The organism is Micromonospora sp. L5 (assembly GCF_000177655.2).
GTDB classification, from domain to species: domain Bacteria; phylum Actinomycetota; class Actinomycetes; order Mycobacteriales; family Micromonosporaceae; genus Micromonospora; species Micromonospora aurantiaca.
On the sequence record NC_014815.1, the window covers coordinates 6,955,448 to 6,962,533 of the forward strand.

8 protein-coding genes are annotated in these 7,086 nt (G+C 71.3%); all 8 read right to left on the bottom strand.

Annotated elements, in window-relative coordinates:
• Positions 1-407 precede the first annotated feature (407 nt).
• Positions 408-1,448, bottom strand: coding sequence for a ParB/RepB/Spo0J family partition protein (locus tag ML5_RS31090; protein ID WP_013477534.1), 1,041 nt, complete (start codon positions 1,446-1,448; stop codon positions 408-410).
• Between the two features lie 27 nt (positions 1,449-1,475).
• Positions 1,476-2,813, bottom strand: a complete 1,338-nt coding sequence (locus ML5_RS33210; protein WP_013477535.1) for a ParA family protein — start codon at positions 2,811-2,813, stop codon at positions 1,476-1,478.
• A gap of 246 nt (positions 2,814-3,059) precedes the next feature.
• Positions 3,060-3,812, bottom strand: a complete 753-nt coding sequence (rsmG, locus tag ML5_RS31100; RefSeq protein ID WP_369752337.1) for a 16S rRNA (guanine(527)-N(7))-methyltransferase RsmG — start codon at positions 3,810-3,812, stop codon at positions 3,060-3,062.
• A gap of 341 nt (positions 3,813-4,153) precedes the next feature.
• Positions 4,154-4,744, bottom strand: a complete 591-nt coding sequence (locus tag ML5_RS31105) for a R3H domain-containing nucleic acid-binding protein (protein WP_013477537.1) — start codon at positions 4,742-4,744, stop codon at positions 4,154-4,156.
• 210 nt (positions 4,745-4,954) lie between these two features.
• Positions 4,955-5,956, bottom strand: coding sequence for a membrane protein insertase YidC (gene yidC, locus ML5_RS31110; protein ID WP_013289386.1), 1,002 nt, complete (start codon positions 5,954-5,956; stop codon positions 4,955-4,957).
• On the bottom strand, positions 5,957-6,196 hold the full coding sequence (gene yidD, locus ML5_RS31800) for a membrane protein insertion efficiency factor YidD (protein WP_013477538.1): 240 nt from the start codon (positions 6,194-6,196) through the stop codon (positions 5,957-5,959). It lies immediately after the preceding gene.
• Positions 6,197-6,237: 41 nt separating this feature from the next.
• Positions 6,238-6,651, bottom strand: coding sequence for a ribonuclease P protein component (gene rnpA / locus ML5_RS31115; RefSeq protein ID WP_030269559.1), 414 nt, complete (start codon positions 6,649-6,651; stop codon positions 6,238-6,240).
• A gap of 34 nt (positions 6,652-6,685) precedes the next feature.
• Positions 6,686-6,823: a 50S ribosomal protein L34 gene (gene rpmH, locus ML5_RS31120; RefSeq protein ID WP_013289388.1), complete on the bottom strand. Its 138-nt coding sequence runs from the start codon at positions 6,821-6,823 to the stop codon at positions 6,686-6,688.
• Positions 6,824-7,086 lie beyond the last annotated feature (263 nt).

Here is a 7,086-nt window from a genome sequence, read left to right on the forward strand (position 1 = left end):
CGCACTCGGCCCTCGCGTACTCAGCCCTTCAGCGCTCGGGCGCGCGGCCTGCCGCCGATCAGTAACGCGGATAGCAGATTCACCGCCACCACCCAGTCGCCTGCCCCCGTTTCACGTGAAACGACGGGCGAGGCACGACAGCCCAACAGCCGATGCGACCCAGGATGCTCCCGCTTCGACCGCATCAGCGCGGAAGGACGCTAGGGCATCGGTGAGCACCACCGGCACCAGGCGGCCCGGCCCCTCGTCGGAGACGGCATCGGCTTCGGAGGGGCCGGTCCCCGTCGACCGAGTAGCCGTGACCCAACGAACCGCCATGCCCGACGAACGGCACCGAACCGACCCGGACACAGATCCGGCCGCATCCCCTCGTCGGGATGCGGCCGGATCGACACCGGAGAAAAGGGCTACGCCTCGGGCTGCCCGTCCTCGCCCACGCCGATGATGCCGACGATCCGCTCCAGGTCGTCGACGGTGGCGAACTCGATCGTGATCTTGCCCTTGCTGCGGCCGATGTCGACCTTCACCCGGGTGTCGAACCGGTCCGAGAGCCGGTCTGCGAGATCGGTGAGCGCCGGGGCATGCGGCTTCGGCCGGCGCTTGGCGGCGGCCGACTTCGCCGGCTCCTCGGCGAGCGCCAGGTGCACCAGTTCCTCGGCGCCGCGGACCGTGATGCCCTCGCGAACGATCCGCTCGGCGAGTGCCTCCTGCGCCTCGGCGTTGTCCAGGCTGAGCAGTGCCCGGGCGTGGCCGGCGGAGAGGACACCGGCGGCGACCCGGCGCTGCACGGCGGGTGGCAGGTTCATCAGCCTGATGGTGTTGGAGATCTGCGGGCGGCTGCGGCCGATCCGCCGGGCCAGTTCCTCGTGCGTGGCACCGAACTCCTCAAGGAGTTGCTGGTACGCCGCCGCCTCTTCGAGCGGGTTGAGGTTGGCGCGGTGGATGTTCTCCAGGAGCGCGTCCCGGAGCATCGCGTCGTCCTTGGTGTCCCGGACGATGGCGGGGATGGTCTCCCGGCCGACCGCCTGGGCGGCACGCCAGCGCCGCTCACCCATCACGAGTTCGAACTTCTCGGGGTCGAGCTGGCGGACCACGATCGGCTGGAGGAAGCCGACCTCCTGGATCGAGGTCTTCAGTTCCTCCAGCGCCTCCTCGTCGAAGACGTGCCGGGGCTGCTTCGGGTTCGGCACGATCGCGTCGACCGGGATCTCCGCGAAGCGGGCGCCGGGCACCGGGCTCAGCTGGGGCTCGGGCTCGACTGCCGGAGGCGGGGTACCCCCGACGCCGCCGGTGATGGCGGCGGTCGCGCCGGCGACCGGAGTCGACGGCGACGCGGCAGTGGCCGACGATTCCGGTTCGGTGGCAGCCGGTTCGGCGCCCGGTACCGGTCCGGTGGGGATGAGGGCGCCGAGCCCTCGGCCCAGTCCGCCGCGGGGACGGTTCTTCATGCGACGCCTCCCAGCGACATCTCCGCACTACGCATTCCGGCTCACCGGCTCCTTGACGCCTCGCTCCGCGATCTCCTGGGCGGCCTCGAAGTAACTCGTGGCTCCCCGCGAACCGGGATCGTAGGTCATCACCGACTGGCCGTAGCTCGGTGCCTCGGAGACACGCACGTTGCGGGGGATGACGGCCTGGAGCACCTTGTCGCCGAAGTGGTTCCGGACGTCCTGCTCCACCGCGTCGGCCAGCCGGGTACGCCTGTCGTACATGGTGAGCAGGATCGTGGAGACCTCGAGCTTCGGGTTGAGGTGCTGACGAACCAGGTTGATGTTGTTGATCAGCTGGTTGAGGCCCTCCAGCGCGTAGTACTCGCACTGGATCGGGATCAGCACCTCCTGCGCGGCAACGAGCGCGTTGACCGTGAGCAGGCCGAGCGACGGCGGACAGTCTATGAAGACGTAGTCGAAGTGACCCGGGTACGCGGCGATGGCCCGTGCCAGGCGCGACTCCCGGGCCACCACCGAGACCAGCTCGATCTCGGCGCCGGCCAGGTCGATCGTGGCCGGTACGCACCACAGGTTCGGGATGCCCTCGACCGCCTGGGCCACCTCCTCCAGCGGCACACTGTCGATCAGGCAGTCGTACACGTCGGGCACGCCCGTGTGGTGCGGCACGTTAAGACCGGTGGAGGCGTTGCCCTGGGGATCAAGGTCGACCACGAGCACCCGGTTGCCGTGCAGCGCGAGCGCCACTGCGAGGTTCACGGTGGTGGTCGTCTTACCCACGCCGCCCTTCTGGTTGGCGACGCACATCACCCGGGTCCGGTCGGGGCGCGGCATGGTGACCTCGCCACTGGGATTCAGGATCTGCACGGCGCGCATCGCCTCCATAGCCAACGGTGGATCATCCTCTTCGCGCGTCGGGGTTTCACGTGAAACGTACGTGCTGGCGTCTACCTCGTCCCCGTACCCGTCCGCTTGTGGCGTGTCGGACGGCGCCACCGTGACCTCGGGGACGGCCTGGAACGGCACGGCTGAGACGGGCGGCTGGGGTTCATAGCGGGTGGGTACCGCGGCGTTCGCCCGCACCGCGGGCGGGCGCGGAGTCGGTGCGTTCACCGGACCGTCGGCCGGATCGAGCGGGTCGCGGGCCGGCGGTACGTTCGCCGGCACGGACGACACGGGCCGCACGGGCCCGCCGGCCGACGGCTCCCGTCGCTTGGACGGCTGAGCCGGGTACGGGGAGGACGGTTCGCCGGGCTCGTTCACCGTCCACTCCTGGTAGTTGGTTTCACGTGAAACGGGGTCGGCGGAGGGCTCGCCTCCTGGTCCGGTCAACCGTGGATCGTCGTACCTGCCGTCGTCATGCACCTGTCATCCCTACCCGCTCCGGATGGTCGGTCCGCACCCGTCGAATCGCGTCCGCGCCTCGCACGGCGCCGCCGGTTCGGCGGGAACCATCGGGTTCGGGTGCCGCCCGGCACCGCCGTTCCACACTATCGACGCGTCGGTCAGCCTACGGCCGACGGGCGCGGTGGGTCCATGTCGGGTTGCGATCGATCGCGTCACGCCCACCGGTCCAACGACCGGACCGGGCGTGCGGAATGGCGTACCCGCTCAGCGGTCGCCGCGACGGCGACCGCCACGTGACCGCTTCGGCTTCTTCGGACGGCGCGGGTTGATCACGCGCTCCCGGACCACCTCGACCACAGTCGCCGGGGGGTCGATCACCCCTTCGCCGCAGCGGTGCAGTTCCGGGGTCGCGCCGCCGAGGCGGATCACGGCCTCGGTGTGCTCGGTGATCTCGTCGGCCGCCGAGGCGCCCTTGAGCGCGACCAGCCGTCCGCCGGGGGCCACGAGCGGCAGGCACCAGGAGGCGAGCCGGTCCAGCGGCGCCACCGCGCGGGCAGTCACGATGTCGGCGCTCAGTGGTTCCCGGTCACGCGAGCCGGCCGCCGCCTCCTCGGCCCGCCCACGGAACACACGGACGTCCCGGGTCAGGCCGAGACGCTGTACCGCCTCGATCAGGAAGGCGGTCCGCCGGGCCAGCGGCTCGACGAGCGTCACGGTGAGGTCGGGACGCGCGATCGCCAGCACCAGACCGGGCAGCCCGGCACCGGAGCCGACGTCGATCACGCTGGCGCCCTCCGGGATCCGCTCCGCCACCACCGCACAGTTGAGCAGGTGCCGCTCCCAGAGGCGCGGCGTCTCGCGGGGGCCGATCAGGCCGCGGACCACGCCGTCGGTGGCGAGTAGTTCGGCGTACGCGGCGGCCAGGTCGAGCCGGTCACCGAACAACGCGCGGGCGGCCTCCGCCAACTCGGGCGGCAGCGTCGCCGTCGCCGGGTCGGGGGCGTCGCCACCGTCCACGAGGGACGGTGCGTCCGCCGACGGCTCCGCGAAGACCGGGTCGGCCACCGCGGCCGGGTCGGCCGGCGTCACGTCCGCCGCCTGCTCGCCGGAGAAGGCGGGTGTCACGTCCACCGCCGGGTCGGCGGGCTCGATCCCGGTCACCACCGCCGGCTCGCCGGAGAAGGCGGGCTCGCCGGGGTCGGTCACGGCCCTTCCCGGGTACGCCGGGTCGGCCGGCCCGTCGTCATCGGAGAAGACCGGGTCGACTGTGTTGTCGGGGCGCACAGCCGACGGCCCGGGCGGCGTACCGCCCGGGCCGGTCACGGCTCCTGCCGTCGTCTCGTCGGAGATCACGGACCTCAGTCCGCCACCGGCCGGACGACGATGCGGCGGTTGGGCTCGACGCCCTCGGACTCGCTCTCCACCCCGCTCATCGCGTTCACCACGTCGTGCACGCACTTGCGCTCGAACGCGGACATCGGCTCCAGGCGCACCGGCTCGCCGTGCTCCTTGACCTTCTCGACCGCGTTCTTCGCCACGGCGGCCAGTTCCTTGCGCCGGGCGGCCCGGTAGCCGCCGACGTCGAGCAGCAGCCGGCTCGGGGTGCCGGTCTGACGGAACACGGCCAGCCGGGTCAGCTCCTGGAGCGCCTCCAGGGTCGCGCCGCGCTGGCCGACCAGGTTCTGGAGCCGGCCGCCGACGACCTCGACGACGGGGCGGCCGCCGGAGACCAGCTCGTCGATGTCGCCGTCGTAATCGAGGATGTCCAGCAGCCCCTCGACGTAGTCGGCGGCGATCTCGCTCTGCCGGAACAGGTCGCTGTCGGCCGGGGCCTTCTTCTCCCGGGCCTCGCCCACGGCGTCCTCGGTCTCGGTGGCGGCGGTAACGGGGGTCTCCTCGTCCAGGGACTGGTCGGCGCTGGGGATGCTGGTCTCGGTCACGGGTCTCATCTCCGTACTCGCTCGGCCGGACCGTCGGGGGTCCGCTGGTCTCCTGGGGCCGGCGGGAGGTTCGCCGGGTGCCCTCGGGCACGTCTGTACGGGCCAGTTTCGCCCGTGTCCGCGCTCCGCGCGGCGATTCCGGCCCGGCGCCGACTCCTCGGATGGCAGCACGCGGCCGGAACGGGCCACCGCCGACGTCGCGACGGTGGCCCTGTGGGCTCAGCCCTGTCGCTTGGCGGGCTTGCTGCCACCCTTCTTCGGGTTGACCGGCTTGGCGCCAGGCTTCGGGCCGGCCACCTTCGGCGCGACGGCCGGAGCCTTCGCCGGCGGCTGGGCCGCCTTGCGGCCGAACAGGCCACCGGCCTTGGCCGGCTGCACGGGGCCCTTGCCGGAGGTGCTCTTGGCGGCGCTGGTGCTCTTCGCGGTCGGCGGCGGCGGGAACTTCCGCAGCACCCACTGCTGCTGGCCGAGCGTGAAGAGGTTGTTGGTGACCCAGTAGATGATCACACCGATCGGGAAGATCGCACCCGAGATCAGCAGCGACAGCGGGATGCCGTAGAGCATCAGCCGCTGCACCATGCGCTGCTGCGGGTCCTCGGCCCACCCGGTCTTGAGGATCATCTGACGGCTGGTCAGGTAGGTGGTGGCGATCATGATGATCACCAGGATGCCGGCGACCACCTTGACCGTGCCGGTGCTCGCTCCGAGCCGGCTCAGCTCGTCAGCGGTGGAGCCGAACTTGCCGGAGATCGGCGCGGTGAACAGCGTCGCGTTGGAGGCGCTGTTGAACTGGTCGACGGTCCAGCCGTACAGGGTCTTGCCCTGGTTGTCGGGGCTGAGGCGGCGCAGCGTGTGGAACAGGCCCAGGAAGACCGGGATCTGGAGGAACATCGGAAGGCAGCCCATGAGCGGGTTGGCCTTTTCCTTCCGATAGAGCTCCATCATCTCCTTCTGGAGCGTCTCCCGGTCACCCTTGTGCTTCTCCTGGAGCTCCTTGACCTTCGGCTGGAGCGCCTGCATGGCACGCTGCGACTTGATCTGCTTGACGAAGACCGGGAACAGGATCACCCGGACCGTCACCACCAGGAAGACGATGGCGAGGATCCAGGCCCAGTTCGTACCGATCACGGCCCCGACCGGAACTCCGATGGCGTCCCAGGCCGAGTGCCAGGTCAGCAGGATCCACGAGATCGCGTAGTAGATCCAGTCGAGACTAAACACTCAGGCTCCAGTCACGTCGGAACGGCGGCGGTCGCCCGGCTCCGGAACCGGGTCGTGTCCACCAGGGTGGAAGGGGTGGCAGCGCGACAGCCGACGGACCGTCAGCCAGGCTCCCCGCAGCGCACCGTGCCGGGACACCGCCTCGACGGCGTAGGCACTGCACGACGGGTAGAACCGGCAGCGGGCCGGCAGTGCCGGACTTATCCACCGACGGTACGCGATGATGGGTGCCAGCAGCATGCGGGCACCGGTTGTGGGCGACGGAGTCGTCGTCGGGCCGGTCACCGCGACCGCCGTCCCCGGGGGGCCCGTGCGGCGGCGATGGCCGCGTCCAGGTCGGCCCCGAGCCGGGCGTACGTCGCGTCGGCGGCCGCGGGCAGCGCGCGTACCACGAGGGTGGTGCCGGCGGGCAGCTCGCCCAGCCGCTCGCGGACCAGATGCCGGAGCCGTCGGCGGACCTTGTTGCGGACCACAGCGCCGCCGACGGCCTTGGACACGACGAAGCCGGCGCGGCTCGGTGCGGAGGTCTCCGCACCGAGGCTTCGCGCCGGCTCCGGCGAGAGTGTCGCGGTGGTGCCGATCGGCTCGGGGAGGGTCAGGTGGACCACGACGGCGCCACGGCCGACGCGTCGGCCACCGCGAACCGCTGCGGCGAAGTCGTTACTGCGCCGCAGTCGTTGCGCGGCGGCCAGCACGACTGCCCACGTCCCCGGACCGGACCTGTCGGCGTCAGGCCGACAGGCGGGCGCGGCCCTTGGAGCGACGGGTCGAGATGATGGCGCGGCCGGCACGGGTGCGCATGCGCAGCCGGAAGCCGTGGGTCTTCGCGCGCCGGCGGTTGTTCGGCTGGTAGGTGCGCTTGCTCACGTCAGGCTCTCCGTTGTCGTACGCCCCGCGCGGCGGATCGCCCGGGGTCGTGTGCTGGTCCAGATCACCTGTCGGTGACCTCCGATCGGCGCTGCCGCGACACGCTCCCCGGCGATGCGGGGTGACAGCCACGGACAGCAAGCATCAATCACCCTAGCAGAGGGCGAGAGAGCAGCCGCTCCAGCCTACGCAGGGGCGCAATGACCGTCAAACGTCACACTCGGGCGTCCGACCTGCGCGCAAGCGCGACCGAAGGGGCGGTT